The sequence below is a fragment of the Pseudomonas sp. SF2 genome (genome assembly GCF_036858055.1).
Taxonomy (GTDB): Bacteria; Pseudomonadota; Gammaproteobacteria; order Pseudomonadales; family Pseudomonadaceae; genus Aquipseudomonas.
In genome coordinates this window covers 1-15509 of sequence record NZ_JAMBDI010000063.1, presented here as the reverse complement: position 1 = coordinate 15509, position 15509 = coordinate 1, and the positions used below count along the sequence as shown (strand labels likewise).

11 protein-coding genes, 1 tRNA gene and 1 pseudogene are annotated in these 15509 nt (G+C 58.4%); all 13 read right to left on the bottom strand.

Annotation, left to right across the window (positions count from 1 at the left end; all coding sequences use genetic code 11):
• A pseudogene (locus M2S36_RS23980) lies at positions 1-72 on the bottom strand (GTP-binding protein); the annotation flags it as partial.
• A 27-nt stretch (positions 73-99) separates the two neighbouring features.
• The gene (gene fusA / locus M2S36_RS23975) at positions 100-2247 is read right to left on the bottom strand and encodes an elongation factor G (protein ID WP_061551336.1); all 2148 of its coding nucleotides are present in this window, start codon (positions 2245-2247) and stop codon (positions 100-102) included.
• A 30-nt stretch (positions 2248-2277) separates the two neighbouring features.
• Positions 2278-2748, bottom strand: coding sequence for a 30S ribosomal protein S7 (gene rpsG / locus M2S36_RS23970; protein ID WP_003246741.1), 471 nt, complete (start codon positions 2746-2748; stop codon positions 2278-2280).
• A gap of 106 nt (positions 2749-2854) precedes the next feature.
• Entirely contained in the window at positions 2855-3226 is a 372-nt protein-coding gene (gene rpsL / locus M2S36_RS23965; protein ID WP_003255492.1) for a 30S ribosomal protein S12, read from the bottom strand.
• Between the two features lie 211 nt (positions 3227-3437).
• Positions 3438-7637, bottom strand: coding sequence for a DNA-directed RNA polymerase subunit beta' (rpoC, locus tag M2S36_RS23960; protein WP_063911036.1), 4200 nt, complete (start codon positions 7635-7637; stop codon positions 3438-3440).
• Between the two features lie 64 nt (positions 7638-7701).
• Positions 7702-11775 carry a DNA-directed RNA polymerase subunit beta gene (gene rpoB / locus M2S36_RS23955; protein ID WP_013970631.1) on the bottom strand — a complete coding sequence of 1358 codons (4074 nt, stop codon included), beginning with the start codon at positions 11773-11775 and terminating at the stop codon, positions 7702-7704.
• Between the two features lie 220 nt (positions 11776-11995).
• On the bottom strand, positions 11996-12364 hold the full coding sequence (gene rplL, locus M2S36_RS23950; protein WP_182323865.1) for a 50S ribosomal protein L7/L12: 369 nt from the start codon (positions 12362-12364) through the stop codon (positions 11996-11998).
• A gap of 78 nt (positions 12365-12442) precedes the next feature.
• Positions 12443-12943, bottom strand: a complete 501-nt coding sequence (gene rplJ, locus M2S36_RS23945) for a 50S ribosomal protein L10 (protein ID WP_003257082.1) — start codon at positions 12941-12943, stop codon at positions 12443-12445.
• 197 nt (positions 12944-13140) lie between these two features.
• Positions 13141-13836: a 50S ribosomal protein L1 gene (gene rplA / locus M2S36_RS23940; protein WP_013970629.1), complete on the bottom strand. Its 696-nt coding sequence runs from the start codon at positions 13834-13836 to the stop codon at positions 13141-13143.
• Entirely contained in the window at positions 13836-14267 is a 432-nt protein-coding gene (gene rplK, locus M2S36_RS23935) for a 50S ribosomal protein L11 (RefSeq protein WP_003255500.1), read from the bottom strand. The genes rplA and rplK overlap by 1 nt, the downstream gene beginning before the upstream one ends.
• 119 nt (positions 14268-14386) lie before the next feature.
• Positions 14387-14920, bottom strand: a complete 534-nt coding sequence (nusG, locus tag M2S36_RS23930) for a transcription termination/antitermination protein NusG (protein WP_333957983.1) — start codon at positions 14918-14920, stop codon at positions 14387-14389.
• Positions 14921-14929: 9 nt separating this feature from the next.
• On the bottom strand, positions 14930-15298 hold the full coding sequence (gene secE, locus M2S36_RS23925) for a preprotein translocase subunit SecE (protein WP_003257081.1): 369 nt from the start codon (positions 15296-15298) through the stop codon (positions 14930-14932).
• A 44-nt stretch (positions 15299-15342) separates the two neighbouring features.
• Positions 15343-15418, bottom strand: a tRNA-Trp gene (locus M2S36_RS23920).
• Positions 15419-15509: the final 91 nt, after the last annotated feature.

The following is a 15509-nucleotide window of genomic DNA, read 5'->3' as shown; positions in this document are numbered from 1 at the left end:
ACCGTGGTCAACGTGGCCGATGGTGCCGACGTTAACGTGGGGAAGGGAACGATCAAATTTTTCTTTAGCCACGACAGTGAACCTCTTGCCTAAAGGGGATTAGCCTTGTTTTTTAACGAGTGCTTCGACGATGTTCGACGGAGCTTCGGCGTATTTGGAGAATTCCATGGAGTAGCTTGCGCGACCCTGAGACATGGAACGAACGTCGGTTGCGTAACCGAACATCTCTCCGAGCGGAACTTCAGCGCGGACGACACGGCCAGAGACCGACTCATCCATACCCTGGACCAGACCACGACGACGGTTCAGGTCACCCATCACGTCACCCAGGTAGTCTTCCGGGGTTACAACTTCGACCTTCATGATCGGCTCGAGAACCACGCCACCGCCCTTCTGGGCCAGTTGCTTGGTTGCCATCGAAGCGGCGATCTTGAACGCCATTTCGTTGGAGTCGACGTCGTGGTACGAACCATCGAATACCGCGGCCTTCAGGCCGATCAGAGGATAACCGGCAACAACGCCGTTTTTCATCTGCTCTTCGATACCCTTCTGGATCGCAGGGATGTATTCCTTAGGAATTACACCACCAACGACTTCGTTGGAGAACACCAGACCTTCGGTGATGTTGCCCTTGTCGTCCTGCTCTGGCTCCGAGAAACGGATCCAGCAGTGACCGAACTGACCACGACCGCCCGACTGGCGAACGAACTTGCCTTCGATCTCGACACCGGACTTGGTGATCTTCTCGCGGTACGAAACCTGCGGCTTGCCGATGTTGGCCTCAACGTTGAATTCACGCTTCATGCGGTCAACGATGATGTCCAGGTGCAGCTCACCCATACCGGAGATGATGGTCTGGCCAGTCTCTTCGTCGGTCTTGACGCGGAACGACGGGTCTTCCTGAGCCAGTTTGCCCAGAGCGATACCCATCTTTTCCTGGTCCTGCTTGGTCTTCGGCTCGACAGACAGCGAAATCACTGGCTCCGGGAAGTCCATGCGCTCAAGGATGATTGGCTTGTCAGCGTCGCACAGGGTTTCACCAGTGGTAACGTCCTTCATGCCGATCAGGGCCGCGATGTCGCCAGCGCGCACTTCCTTGATCTCTTCACGCTGGTTGGCGTGCATCTGCACCATACGACCAACGCGCTCTTTCTTGCCTTTGACCGAGTTGATGACCGAGTCACCAGAGGTCAGAACGCCCGAGTAAACGCGAACGAAGGTCAGGGTACCTACGAACGGGTCGGTAGCGATCTTGAACGCCAGGGCCGAGAACGGCTCTGCGTCGTCAGCGTGACGCTCGTCCTGCTGCGCTTCGGTGATTTCATCCTTCGGCACTTCGGCCAGATCAGGGTGGATACCCTTGATCGCAGGAATCTCGGTCGGAGCAGGCAGGAAGTCGATAACGGCGTCGAGAACCAGGGGAACGCCCTTGTTCTTGAACGACGAACCGCAGACAGCCGGAACGATCTCGCTGGCCAGGGTACGCGCGCGCAGACCGGCCTTGATGTCTTCGACGGACAGGTCACCTTCTTCAAGGTACTTGTTCATCAGCTCTTCGTTGGCTTCGGCGGCAGCTTCAACCATGTTGTTGCGCCATTCGTTAGCCAGGTCGACCATATCCGCAGGAATTTCTTCCTCGCGGTAGGTGGTGCCCTTGTCGTCTTCGTTCCAGTAGATGGCTTTCATCTTGATCAGGTCAACCTGACCCTGGAAGTCGTCTTCTGCACCGATAGCCAGCTGGACCGGAACCGGGGTGTGACCCAGGCGGTTCTTGATCTGGCCGACAACGCGCAGGAAGTTGGCACCAGCACGGTCCATCTTGTTCACGTAGACAACACGTGGAACGCCGTACTTGTTGGCCTGACGCCATACGGTTTCGGACTGCGGCTCAACGCCGGAGGTACCGCAGAACACAACGACCGCGCCGTCGAGTACACGCAGCGAACGCTCTACTTCAATGGTGAAGTCAACGTGGCCGGGGGTATCGATGACGTTTACGCGGTAGTTGTCATACTGACCACGGGAACCTTTCCAGAAGGTGGTAACGGCAGCGGAGGTAATGGTGATACCGCGCTCCTGCTCCTGCACCATCCAGTCGGTGGTCGCGGCGCCGTCGTGCACCTCGCCCATCTTGTGGCTCAGACCTGTGTAGAACAGGATCCGCTCGGTAGTGGTAGTCTTGCCCGCGTCAACGTGGGCGCAGATACCGATGTTACGGTAGCGGTTAATTGCTGTAGTACGAGCCATAAAGCCCTCGCAAAATGATTGATGCTTGAATTAGAAGCGGTAGTGCGAGAACGCTTTGTTGGCCTCGGCCATACGGTGCACGTCTTCACGCTTCTTGACTGCAGCACCCTTGCCTTCAGCAGCATCCAGCAGCTCGCCGGCCAGGCGCAGAGCCATCGACTTCTCGCCGCGCTTGCGGGCGTAGTCTACGAGCCAGCGCATTGCCAGAGCGTTACGACGGGATGGACGAACTTCAACCGGAACCTGGTAAGTGGCACCGCCGACACGACGGGACTTAACTTCGACCAGCGGAGCGATGGCGTCGAGAGCTTTCTCGAAGATTTCCAGGGGGTCGCTGTTCTTGCGTGCTTTGACGGTATCCAGGGCACCGTAAACGATGCGCTCGGCTACAGCCTTCTTGCCGCTTTCCATCACGTGGTTCATGAACTTGGCGAGAATCTGGGATCCGTACTTCGGATCGTCAAGGATCTCACGTTTTGCTGCTACACGACGTCTTGGCATGATAAGCCCTCAAACGGTCTTCAGGTTAGCCCGGGACCAGGTCTTTCGACCCCTGCCCGACCTTACTCTTATCGACTCAAATAAATGGATGTCTGCAAACGACCGATTACTTCGGACGCTTGGTACCGTACTTCGAACGACCCTGGTTACGGCCTTTAACGCCCGAAGTATCCAGAGAGCCGCGAACGGTGTGGTAACGAACACCTGGCAAGTCTTTTACACGGCCGCCACGGATCAGGACGACGCTGTGCTCTTGCAGGTTGTGGCCTTCACCACCGATGTACGAGGAAACCTCGAAACCGTTGGTCAGACGCACACGGCATACTTTACGCAGTGCCGAGTTAGGTTTTTTCGGCGTGGTGGTGTACACGCGGGTGCACACGCCACGACGCTGCGGGCAGTTCTGCAGCGCAGGAACGTCGGACTTCTCGACCGAACGCTTACGCGGCTGACGTACCAGCTGGTTGATAGTTGCCATCTACTAGCTCCACTGATTGTCTTGCGACTCTATTGTCTTGCAAGAAAGCCAAAAATTGGCGAGACGGAGCCTCACCAAATTTAAGGGTACAAAAGTCTAAAGAGGATCTTGCACCCAGTCAAGACGAGGCCCCGGCCCTCCCCGTCCGATCATCGGCAACATTTCATGTCGTCGATGACCATTCGGGGCTTGCCGGGGCCCTGCCCTGTACTTAGTTACCGCTGGAATTCAGCGCTTCGGTCAGTGCGGCTTCCACCTCACTGGCGCTCACACGCAGCGGTTTGTCGGCATCACGGCGACGCTTGCGCTCGCTGTGGTAGGCCAGACCAGTACCGGCCGGGATCAGACGACCCACGACCACGTTCTCTTTCAGGCCGCGCAGGTAGTCGCGCTTGCCGGTTACCGCCGCTTCGGTCAGTACGCGGGTGGTTTCCTGGAAGGAAGCCGCGGAGATGAACGACTCGGTCGACAGCGACGCCTTGGTGATACCCAGCAGCACGCGGGTGAACTTGGAGACGAACTTGTCCTCGGCGGCGAGACGCTCGTTCTCTACCAGTACCTGGGTCAGTTCCATCTGGTCGCCCTTGATGAAGCTGGAATCGCCCGACTCGGAGATCTCGACCTTGCGCAGCATCTGACGCAGGATGGTCTCGATGTGCTTGTCGTTGATCTTAACGCCTTGCAGACGGTAAACGTCCTGGATCTCGTTGACGATGTACTTCGCCAGCGCGCTCACACCCAGCAGACGCAGGATGTCGTGCGGATCGCTCGGGCCGTCGGAGATAACTTCGCCGCGGTTTACCTGTTCGCCTTCGAAGACGTTCAGGTGGCGCCACTTCGGAATCAGCTCTTCGTACGGATCGCTACCGTCGGTCGGGGTGATGACCAGACGACGCTTGCCCTTGGTCTCCTTACCGAACGCGATGGTGCCGCTGACTTCAGCCAGAATCGAGGCTTCTTTCGGACGGCGTGCTTCGAACAGGTCGGCAACGCGCGGCAGACCACCGGTGATGTCACGGGTCTTCGACGTTTCTTGCGGGATACGCGCGATAACGTCACCAACACCGATCTGGGCACCGTCAGCCACACCGACGAGGGCGTTGGCCGGCAGGAAGTACTGGGCAGGTACGTCGGTACCTGGCAGGTACAGGTCCTTGCCAGAAGCGTCGACCATCTTGATCGCCGGACGGATTTCCTTACCAGCGGCAGGGCGATCCTTGACGTCCAGAACTTCAATGTTGGTCAAACCGGTCAATTCGTCGGTCTGACGCTTGATGGTAATGCCTTCTTCCATGCCCACGAAGGTCACGGTACCTTTCAGTTCGGTAACGATCGGGTGGGTGTGCGGGTCCCACTTGGCGACGATGGCGCCAGCTTCGACCTTGTCACCTTCCTTGACCGAAATCACCGCACCGTAAGGCAGCTTGTAGCGCTCACGCTCACGACCGAACTCGTCGGCAATGGCCAACTCGCCCGAACGCGATACGGCAACAAGGTTGCCATCAGCACGCTCTACCTGCTTCAGGTTGTGCAGACGCACCATACCGCCGTTCTTCACCTGGACGCTGTCGGCAGCCGAGGTACGGCTCGCAGCACCACCGATGTGGAACGTACGCATGGTCAGCTGGGTACCCGGCTCACCGATCGACTGGGCAGCGATAACGCCGACAGCTTCACCGATGTTCACCTGGTGACCGCGAGCCAGGTCACGACCGTAGCACTTGGCGCAGATGCCGTAGCGGGTTTCGCAGTTGATCGGCGAACGCACGACCACTTCGTCGATGCTGTTCAGCTCGATGAACTCGACCCACTTCTCGTCAACCAGGGTACCGGCCGGAACGATGACGTCCTCGGTGCCTGGCTTGAACACGTCACGGGCGATGACACGACCCAGTACACGCTCACCCAGCGGCTCTACAACGTCGCCGCCTTCGATGTGCGGGGTCATCAGCAGGCCCTGGTCGGTGCCGCAGTCGATCTCGGTAACCACCAGATCCTGGGCAACGTCTACCAGACGACGAGTCAGGTAACCGGAGTTCGCAGTCTTCAGTGCGGTATCCGCCAGACCCTTACGAGCACCGTGGGTCGAAATGAAGTACTGCAGAACGCTCAGACCTTCACGGAAGTTCGCGGTGATCGGCGTCTCGATGATGGAGCCGTCCGGCTTGGCCATCAGGCCACGCATACCGGCCAGCTGACGGATCTGGGCTGCCGAACCACGCGCACCAGAGTCAGCCATCATGTACATCGAGTTGAAGGACTCTTGCTCGACTTCCTTGCCTTCGCGGTCGATGACCTTCTCTTTCGAGAGGTTGGCCATCATCGCCTTGGACACTTCGTCGTTCGCCTTCGACCACAAGTCGATGACCTTGTTGTACTTCTCGCCCTGGGTTACCAGGCCGGAGGCGTACTGACTCTCGATTTCCTTCACTTCGTCGGTAGCGGTACCGATGATGCGGGCTTTCTCGTCCGGGATAACGAAGTCGTTAACACCGATGGAAACGCCGGAAATGGTCGAGTAAGCGAAACCGGTGTACATCAGCTGGTCAGCGAAGATAACGGTCTCTTTCAGACCAACCACGCGGTAGCACTGGTTGATCAGCTTGGAGATCGCCTTCTTCTTCATCGGCTGGTTGACCACGTCGTACGGCAGGCCTGCCGGTACAACCTGGAACAGCAGCGCACGGCCGACGGTGGTGTCGACGATGCGGGTGTTCTTGACCACGGAACCGTCACGCTCTTTCACGGTTTCGTTGATACGAACCTTGATTTTCGCGTGCAGGGCAGCCTCGCCGGCGCGGAATACGCGGTCGACTTCCTGCAGGTCGGCGAACACGCGACCTTCGCCCTTGGCGTTGATGGCTTCACGGGTCATGTAGTACAGACCCAGTACCACGTCCTGCGACGGAACGATGATTGGCTCACCGTTGGCTGGCGACAGGATGTTGTTGGTCGACATCATCAGCGCGCGCGCTTCGAGCTGGGCTTCCAGGGTCAGCGGCACGTGAACGGCCATCTGGTCACCGTCGAAGTCGGCGTTGTACGCGGCACAGACCAGCGGGTGCAGCTGGATAGCCTTACCTTCGATCAGAACCGGTTCAAAGGCCTGGATACCCAGACGGTGCAGGGTCGGTGCACGGTTGAGCAGCACGGGGTGTTCGCGGATCACCTCGGCGAGCACGTCCCACACCTCTGGCAGCTCGCGCTCGACCATCTTCTTGGCAGCCTTGATGGTGGTCGCCAGACCACGCATTTCCAGCTTGCCGAAAATGAACGGCTTGAACAGCTCGAGGGCCATCTTCTTCGGCAGACCGCACTGGTGCAGACGCAGGGTCGGGCCTACGGTAATTACCGAACGGCCGGAGTAGTCCACACGCTTACCGAGCAGGTTCTGACGGAAGCGACCTTGCTTACCTTTGATCATGTCGGCCAGGGACTTCAGCGGACGCTTGTTCGAGCCAGTGATGGCGCGACCACGACGGCCGTTGTCCAGCAGGGCGTCGACCGCTTCCTGCAGCATGCGCTTTTCGTTGCGCACGATGATGTCCGGCGCCGACAGATCCAGCAGGCGCTTCAGACGGTTGTTACGGTTGATCACCCGACGATACAGGTCGTTCAGGTCGGAGGTCGCGAAGCGGCCACCATCCAGCGGAACCAGCGGACGCAGGTCCGGCGGCAGCACTGGCAGGACGGTCAGGACCATCCACTCAGGCAGGTTGCCCGAGCCCTGGAACGCTTCCATCAGCTTCAGGCGCTTGGACAGCTTCTTGATCTTGGTTTCCGAGTTGGTCTGCGGAATTTCTTCGCGCAGGCGACCGATCTCGTGCTCCAGGTCGATAGCATGCAGCAGCTCGCGAACAGCCTCGGCACCCATGCGGGCGTCGAAGTCGTCACCGAACTCTTCCAGCGCTTCGAAGTACTGCTCGTCGTTCAGCAGCTGGCCCTTTTCCAGGGTGGTCATGCCCGGATCGATAACGACGTAGCTCTCGAAGTAGAGCACGCGCTCGATGTCACGCAGGGTCATGTCCATCAGCAGGCCGATACGGGACGGCAGCGATTTCAGGAACCAGATGTGGGCAACCGGCGAGGCCAGCTCGATGTGCGCCATGCGCTCACGACGAACTTTTGCCAGGGCAACTTCAACGCCGCACTTCTCGCAGATCACGCCGCGGTGCTTGAGGCGCTTGTACTTGCCGCACAGGCACTCGTAGTCCTTGACTGGGCCAAAGATCTTGGCGCAGAACAGGCCGTCACGCTCAGGCTTGAACGTACGGTAGTTGATGGTTTCCGGCTTCTTAACTTCACCGAACGACCACGAACGGATCATTTCAGGCGACGCCAGACCGATGCGGATGGCGTCGAACTCTTCGACTTGACCCTGGTTTTTCAGCAAATTCAGTAGGTCTTTCAAGGCCTTTCCTCCTGGCGGAGCAGGGAGCGGGCATTACCTGCCCCACTCCCCTTCGCGTCACGTGTTATTCGGTTTCCAGATCGATATCGATACCGAGCGAACGGATCTCTTTGATCAACACGTTGAAGGACTCGGGCATGCCCGGCTCCATACGGTGATCGCCATCCACGATGTTCTTGTACATCTTGGTACGGCCGTTCACGTCGTCCGACTTCACTGTGAGCATTTCTTGCAGGGTGTATGCCGCGCCGTATGCTTCCAGCGCCCACACTTCCATCTCCCCGAAACGCTGACCACCGAACTGCGCCTTACCACCCAGCGGCTGCTGGGTAACCAGGCTGTAGGAACCAGTGGAACGCGCGTGCATCTTGTCGTCCACCAAGTGGTTCAGCTTGAGCATGTACATGTAACCAACGGTCACAGGACGCTCGAACTTGTTGCCGGTACGGCCATCGAACAGCACCATCTGGCCGCTCTCTGGCAGGTCGGCCAGCTTCAGCATGGCCTTGATCTCGCGCTCCTTGGCACCGTCGAAGACCGGGGTAGCCATTGGCACGCCCTTCTTCAGGTTGTGGGCCAGGGCCAGGATCTCTTCGTCGGTGAACTCGTCCAGGTTTTCCTGGCGACCGCCGATCTCGTTGTAGACCTCGGTCAGGAACACGCGCAGTTCAGCGGCCTTGCGCTGCTCTTCGATCATGCGGTCGATCTTCTCGCCCAAGCCCTTGGCCGCCAGGCCCAGGTGGGTTTCGAGGATCTGACCGACGTTCATACGCGAAGGTACACCCAGCGGGTTCAGTACGACATCGACCGGAGTACCGTTGGCGTCGTGCGGCATGTCTTCGACCGGCATGATTACCGAGACAACACCCTTGTTACCGTGACGACCGGCCATCTTGTCACCCGGCTGGATGCGACGGCGGATTGCCAGGTAAACCTTGACGATCTTCAGTACGCCCGGTGCCAGGTCATCGCCCTGCTGCAGCTTGCGCTTCTTGTCTTCGAACTTGTCGTCCAGCAGACGGCGACGATCGACGATGTACTGCTGAGCCTTTTCCAGCTGCTCGTTCAGTGCATCTTCGGCCATGCGCAGTTTGAACCACTGGCCGTGCTCCAGACCGTCCAGCACTTCGTCAGTGATCACGGTGCCTTTCTTCAGGCCCGCGCCACCGTCGACCACCTGGCCGTTCAGGGCAGAACGCAGACGCTCGAAGGTTGCACCTTCGACGATGCGGAACTCTTCGTTGAGGTCCTTGCGGATCTCGTCCAGCTGCATCTTCTCGATGGCCAGGGCGCGACTGTCGCGCTCGACGCCATCACGGGTGAAGACCTGTACGTCGATGACGGTACCCTTGGTGCCGGTTGGCACGCGCAGGGAGGTGTCCTTAACGTCGCTGGCCTTCTCACCGAAGATTGCGCGCAGCAGTTTTTCTTCCGGAGTCAGCTGGGTTTCGCCTTTTGGCGTTACCTTGCCGACCAGGATGTCGCCAGCGCCGACTTCGGCACCCACGTAGACGATACCGGCTTCGTCCAGCTTGTTCAGTGCGGCTTCACCCACGTTCGGGATGTCCGCAGTGATTTCCTCTGGGCCAAGCTTGGTGTCACGCGCCACACAGGTCAGTTCCTGGATGTGGATGGTGGTGAAGCGGTCTTCCTGGACCACACGCTCGGACAGGCAGATGGAGTCTTCGAAGTTGAAGCCGTTCCACGCCATGAACGCGATGCGCATGTTCTGACCCAGTGCCAGTTCACCCATGTCGGTGGACGGGCCGTCGGCCATGATGTCGCCACGCTGAACCTTGTCACCCTTGCTCACCAGCGGACGCTGGTTGATGCAGGTGTTCTGGTTCGAACGGGTGTACTTGGTCAGGTTGTAGATATCCACACCTGCTTCGCCGGTTTCCACTTCGTCGTCGGCAACGCGAACAACGATACGGCTGGCGTCGACCGAGTCGATCACACCACCGCGGCGAGCAACCACGCAGACACCGGAGTCACGGGCAACGTTGCGCTCCATGCCGGTACCTACCAGCGGCTTGTCGGCGCGCAGGGTCGGTACAGCCTGACGCTGCATGTTCGAACCCATCAATGCACGGTTGGCGTCGTCGTGCTCGAGGAACGGAATCAGCGACGCAGCGACGGAAACAACCTGCTTCGGCGAAACGTCCATCAGGGTGACGTCTTCCGGCGCCTTGACGGTGAATTCGTTCAGGTGACGAACAGCTACCAGCTCATCGATCAGCTGCTTCTTCTCGTTCATCGCGGCCGAAGCCTGGGCGATGACGTGATCCGCTTCTTCAATAGCCGACAGGAACACGATGTCGTCGCTGACCACGCCTTCCTTCACCACGCGGTACGGGCTTTCCAGGAAGCCGTACTGGTTGGTGCGGGCATAGGCTGCCAGGGAGTTGATCAGACCGATGTTCGGACCTTCAGGGGTCTCGATCGGGCACACACGGCCGTAGTGGGTCGGGTGTACGTCACGGACTTCGAAGCCGGCACGCTCACGGGTCAGACCGCCTGGGCCGAGTGCGGAGACGCGGCGCTTGTGGGTGATCTCGGAGAGCGGGTTGTTCTGGTCCATGAACTGGGACAGCTGGCTGGAGCCGAAGAACTCTTTCACCGCCGCCGCAACCGGCTTGGCGTTGATCAGGTCTTGCGGCATCAGGCCTTCGCTTTCCGCCATCGACAGGCGTTCCTTGACCGCGCGCTCGACACGCACCAGGCCAACGCGGAACTGGTTCTCGGCCATCTCGCCGACGCAACGTACGCGACGGTTACCCAGGTGGTCGATGTCGTCGACGATGCCTTTGCCGTTACGGATGTCGACCAGGGTCTTCAGAACCTCGACGATATCTTCCTTGCTCAGCACGCCCGAACCTTCGATCTCGGTACGACCGATACGACGGTTGAACTTCATGCGGCCAACGGCGGACAGGTCGTAACGCTCGGCGCTGAAGAACAGGTTGTTGAACAGGGTCTCGGCAGCATCCTTGGTTGGCGGCTCGCCAGGACGCATCATGCGGTAGATCTCGACCAGGGCTTCCAGCTGGTTGCTGGTGGTGTCGATCTTCAGGGTGTCGGAGATGAACGGACCGCAATCGATGTCGTTGGTGTACAGGGTCTCGATACGGACGACCTGTGCCTTGGCGACCTTGATCAGCAGTTCGGTGGTCATCTCGGTGTTGCATTCGGCCAGGATCTCGCCGGTAGCCGGATGCACGATGGCCTTGGCGGTAGTGCGGCCCAGGACGTATTCCATAGGAACGTCCAGCTGCTTGACGCCGGCCTTCTCGAGCTGGTTGATGTGGCGCGCGGTAATACGGCGGCCCTGCTCGACGATGACTTTACCGGTTTCGTCATGGATATCCATGACCGCAACCTCACCACGCAGACGCTGCGGCACCAGTTCCAGGCTGAGTTTCTCGCCGGAAATGTGGAAGACGTTGGTGGTGTAGAAGGTGTTCAGCACTTCTTCAGTGCTGTAACCCAGCGCACGCAGCAGCACCGAGGCCGGCAGTTTGCGGCGACGGTCGATACGTACGAACACGCAGTCCTTCGGGTCGAACTCGAAGTCCAGCCACGAACCGCGGTAAGGGATGATGCGAGCGGAGTACAGCAGCTTGCCGGAGCTGTGAGTCTTGCCACGGTCGTGGTCGAAGAACACACCAGGCGAACGGTGCAGCTGGGAAACGATCACACGCTCGGTACCGTTGATTACGAAGGTACCGTTCTCAGTCATCAGGGGGATTTCACCCATGTAGACTTCTTGCTCTTTGATGTCCTTGATCGCTTTGTTCGACGATTCCTTGTCGAAGATGATCAGGCGCACCTTGACCCGCAGTGGGACCGCGAAGGTCACGCCACGCAGGACACATTCCTTCACATCGAAGGCGGGTTCGCCCAGGCGATAGCCTACGTACTCCAGGGCAGCATTGCCGGAGTAGCTGATGATCGGAAATACCGATTTGAAGGCCGCGTGCAGGCCGACGTCGCGGAACTGATCCTTGGATGCTCCCGCTTGCAGGAATTCGCGATACGAATCCAGCTGGATGGCCAGGAGGTAAGGCACATCCATGACGTCCGGCAACTTGCTAAAGTCCTTGCGGATACGTTTTTTCTCAGTGTATGAGTAAGCCATCAGCGTTCCCCAGCTTGGTCACCTGCTTGTTTGGCTTCTCCCGGCGGGAGCAGCCAGAAAATCGTGCAAACCCCTTGGTTTGCGCCACCCACATGGGTGTCTTGCAGCTTGTTATCGGGGCCGGCCTGACCGGCCACCAATAACGGAAAAAGGCCGGTGGCATAAGCCACCAGCCATCAGCCCTTCGCTCAACGCTCGGACTGGAGTCGCAAGGTCGAGATTACTTCAGCTCGACTTTAGCGCCAGCTTCTTCCAGCTTCTTCTTCGCGTCTTCAGCGGCTTCTTTCGAAACGCCTTCAGCGATAACCTGAGGAGCGCCGTCGACTTTCTCTTTGGCTTCTTTCAGGCCCAGACCGGTCAGTTCACGAACGGCCTTGATCACGTTTACTTTCTTGTCGCCAGCTTCGGCCAGAACGACGTTGAACTCGGTCTGCTCTTCAGCAGCAGCGGCAGCAACAGCTGGGCCAGCGGCAACAGCGGCAGCAGCGGTAACGCCGAAGGTTTCTTCCATCGCTTTGATCAGTTCAACAATTTCCAGAACAGTTTTCTGGCCGATCGCTTCGATGATTTGTTCGTTAGTCAGAGACATGACTTAAATCCTGTATTGGGGTGACAGCCTACGCAGCCATCAAATTAAACGTATGATTTTGAAAGAGGTGCGCGTGCCTTAGGCAGCAGCAGCTTCTTTCTGGTCGCGCAGAGCTGCCAGGGTACGAGCCAGCTTGCTGGTTGCACCTTGGATCACGCTCATCAGCTGTGCGATAGCCTCGTCGCGAGTTGGCAGGGTTGCCAGCACGTCGATCTGGTTAGCGGCAAGGAACTTGCCGTCAAACGCAGCTGCCTTGATCTCGAACTTGTCCTGACCCTTGGCGAACTCTTTGAACAGACGAGCAGCAGCGCCCGGGTGTTCGTTGGAGAAAGCAATCAGGGTCGGGCCTTTGAACGCGTCGTTGAGGATCGAGAATTCGGTGCCTTCAACAGCGCGCTTCAGCAGGGTGTTACGTACGACACGTACGTAAACGCCAGCTTCGCGGGCCTCTTTACGGAGTCCGGTCATTGCGCCTACAGTCACACCACGGGCATCAGCCACGACAGCGGACAGAGCGACTTTGGCAGCCTCGTTGACTTCAGCGACGATGGCCTTCTTGTCTTCGAGTTTAATTGCCACGGGTTTACTCCTGGTTTCTACCGTTTCATCTGGCCGAAGCCGGATGTCGTTTTGGTGTCTGATTCGGTAACGAATCGGGAGCACCATCTGCGTGGGCTGGTGTTTTAAGGCTTGCGCCGCCTACGGTCTTGGATAGCCCCCGCCAGGCAGGGACCCCAATTTTTGCTGGTGGCGCGACAAGTCGCGCCACCAAGTTCTTACACGTTCAGCGAGCTCTGATCGATGACCAGACCTGGGCCCATGGTGGTGCTCAGGGTAACGCGCTTGACGTAGATACCTTTCGAGGAAGCTGGCTTGATACGCTTCAGATCAGCGATCAGGGCTTCAACGTTTTCCTTCAGCTTGCCAGCTTCGAAGCCGACCTTGCCAACGGAGGTGTGGATGATACCGTTCTTGTCGGTACGGTAGCGAACCTGACCAGCCTTGGCGTTCTTGACGGCGCCGGCTACGTCTGGGGTCACGGTACCAACTTTCGGGTTAGGCATCAGGCCGCGAGGACCCAGAACCTGACCCAGCTGACCTACGACACGCATGGCATCAGGCGATGCGATGACGACGTCATAGTTCAGGTCGCCGCCTTTCATTTCGGCAGCCAGATCGTCCATACCTACGCGGTCAGCGCCGGCAGCCAGAGCGGCTTCAGCAGCTGGGCCCTGGGTGAAGACGGCAACGCGAACGGTCTTGCCAGTGCCGTGTGGCAGCACAGTAGCGCTACGTACGACCTGGTCGGATTTACGCGGGTCAACACCGAGGTTAACGGCGATGTCGTAGGACTCTACGAACTTGGCAGCCGGCAGCGAAGCCAGCAGAGTGGCCGCTTCTTCGAAGTTGTAGGCCTTGCCTGCTTCGATTTTCTCGGCGATTGCCTTTTGGCGTTTGGTCAGCTTAGCCATTACACACCCTCCACGTTCAGGCCCATGCTGCGGGCAGAGCCAGCGATGGTGCGTACAGCAGCGTCCAGGTCAGCGGCAGTCAGGTCAGCCTGTTTGGCTTTCGCGATGTCTTCCAGCTGAGCACGGGTAACGGTACCGACTTTAACGGTGTTCGGACGAGCCGAACCACTGGTCAGGCCAGCAGCTTTCTTCAGCAGAACCGAGGCAGGGGTGCTCTTGGTCTCGAAGGTGAAGCTACGGTCGCTGTAGACAGTGATGATCACAGGAGTCGGCAGACCGGCTTCTTGACCCTGGGTACGGGCGTTGAAGGCCTTGCAGAATTCCATGATGTTCACACCGTGTTGACCCAGTGCTGGACCAACGGGTGGGCTTGGGTTGGCCTGGCCGGCCTTAACTTGCAGCTTGATGTAAGCCTGAATCTTCTTAGCCATGAGCTACTCCAATATCGGGTACGAACGCCTGATGGCTCCCCGGATGACTTGCGTTTTATCCCAGTGACGACAAAACCCCGCAGCACACAGGGCTGCGGGGTATGGGATGCTTTGTCCGCCTAGACCTTTTCGACCTGGCTGAACTCGAGCTCCACCGGAGTAGAGCGACCGAAAATGAGTACCGCCACCTGCAGGCGACTCTTTTCGTAGTTAACCTCTTCGACACTACCATTGAAGTCAGCGAACGGACCGTCAATGACTCGAACCACTTCACCCGGCTCGAACAGCGTCTTCGGCTTCGGCTTGTCGCTACCGTCAGCAACGCGACGCAGGATAGCCTCAGCTTCTTTATCGGTGATCGGCGCAGGCTTGTCTGCAGTACCGCCAATAAAGCCCATCACACGAGGGGTGTCCTTGACCAAGTGCCAAGTCCCTTCGCTCATCTCCATCTGGACCAGTACATAGCCAGGGAAGAATTTACGCTCACTCTTGCGCTTCTGGCCGTTGCGCATTTCGACGACTTCTTCGGTCGGGACCAGGATCTCGCCGAAATCGTCTTCCATGCCAGCCAGCTTGACGCGCTCGATCAGGGAGCGCATTACATGCTTCTCGTAACCCGAGTAAGCATGCACAACATACCAACGCTTAGCCACGGGACACCTTTAGCCAACGATCAAGGAGACCGCCCAGCCGAGCAGGGAATCAAGACCCCACAGCAGCAGTGCCATAACCAGCACGACAGCCACGACAATCAGCGTGGTCTGGGTGGTTTCCTGGCGGGTCGGCCACACGACTTTACGAATCTCGGTACGAGCTTCCTTCGCCAGCGCAAAGAACGACTTGCCCTTCGCAGTCTGCAGAGCTACAAAGCCCGCGACAGCAGCCAGGACGAGAAGTGCGAGGACGCGATACAGGATCGGGGAGGCGGAGTAATACTGATTACCCACTACGCCGACAACCACCAAAGCCACTACAGCCAGCCACTTGAACAGATCAAAACGCGATTCTTGGGCTTCAGTTTTGGGAGTCATCGAGGAGGATCCTGTGAGAAGAAAGCCATCACACCGAGGTGAAATGGCAGGTCAGGAGGGAATCGAACCCCCAACCTACGGTTTTGGAGACCGTCGCTCTGCCAATTGAGCTACTGACCTGTAACGCTGTATCAGGCCGGCCATTATACCGGCCTGATCAAGTAAATCAACTACTTATTCAATAATTTTTGCTACGACGCCGGCGCCGACG

Coding starts and splice junctions, on each gene's coding strand:
- fusA (WP_061551336.1), bottom strand. CDS start 2,247: ATGGCTCGTACTACAGCAATTAACCGCTACCGTAACATCGGTATCTGC.
- rpsG (WP_003246741.1), bottom strand. CDS start 2,748: ATGCCAAGACGTCGTGTAGCAGCAAAACGTGAGATCCTTGACGATCCG.
- rpsL (WP_003255492.1), bottom strand. CDS start 3,226: ATGGCAACTATCAACCAGCTGGTACGTCAGCCGCGTAAGCGTTCGGTC.
- rpoB (WP_013970631.1), bottom strand. CDS start 11,775: ATGGCTTACTCATACACTGAGAAAAAACGTATCCGCAAGGACTTTAGC.
- rplL (WP_182323865.1), bottom strand. CDS start 12,364: ATGTCTCTGACTAACGAACAAATCATCGAAGCGATCGGCCAGAAAACT.
- rplA (WP_013970629.1), bottom strand. CDS start 13,836: ATGGCTAAGCTGACCAAACGCCAAAAGGCAATCGCCGAGAAAATCGAA.
- rplK (WP_003255500.1), bottom strand. CDS start 14,267: ATGGCTAAGAAGATTCAGGCTTACATCAAGCTGCAAGTTAAGGCCGGC.
- secE (WP_003257081.1), bottom strand. CDS start 15,298: ATGACTCCCAAAACTGAAGCCCAAGAATCGCGTTTTGATCTGTTCAAG.